The 520-nt window shown below is 67.9% G+C and carries 1 protein-coding gene; it reads right to left on the reverse strand.

The window, feature by feature from the left end:
* The coding region (locus FV233_RS29830) for a DDE-type integrase/transposase/recombinase (protein WP_147899672.1) at positions 1-520 on the reverse strand (520 nt) is incomplete at both ends.

Genomic DNA, 520 nt, shown 5'->3' on the forward strand with positions numbered 1-520 from the left:
CACCTCCCGCTGCACCCGGCCGTTGAAGCGCTCGACCATGCCATTGGTCTTCGGCGTGTACGGGCGCGTCTTGCGATGCTGCACCCCGTGCCGCTCGCAGGCTGCCTCGAAAGCATCGGCCGTGAAGTAGGAGCCCCGATCGGTGAGCACGTGGGTTACCTGGAAAGGGAAGGCGTCGAGTGCGTCCGTGAGGAAGGTCACCGCCGAGGCCGTGGTCTCGTCGTCCTTGACCGCGAGGTGCACGTAGCGGGAGGCGCGGTCGATGGCGACGTAGAGGTACCGCTTGCGGGTGGAGCCGTCGCGGTCGCGCAGTTTGGGTAGGTGCTTCACGTCGACGTGGACGAAGCCGACCACGTAGTCCTTGAAGGTGCCGTGCGGCTTCCGGGCCTGCTTGGCGGGCGGCAGCCGGTTGAGGCCCTCCGCCTTGAGGATGCGGTAGACGGCGTCCCGGTTCAGGTGCGGCAGGAAGTGGCTGACGACGAAGGTCAGCGCATCGAGGGGGAAGCCGGTGGAGCGGCGG

The organism is Methylobacterium sp. WL7, assembly GCF_008040085.1.
Lineage (GTDB): Bacteria > Pseudomonadota > Alphaproteobacteria > Rhizobiales > Beijerinckiaceae > Methylobacterium > Methylobacterium mesophilicum.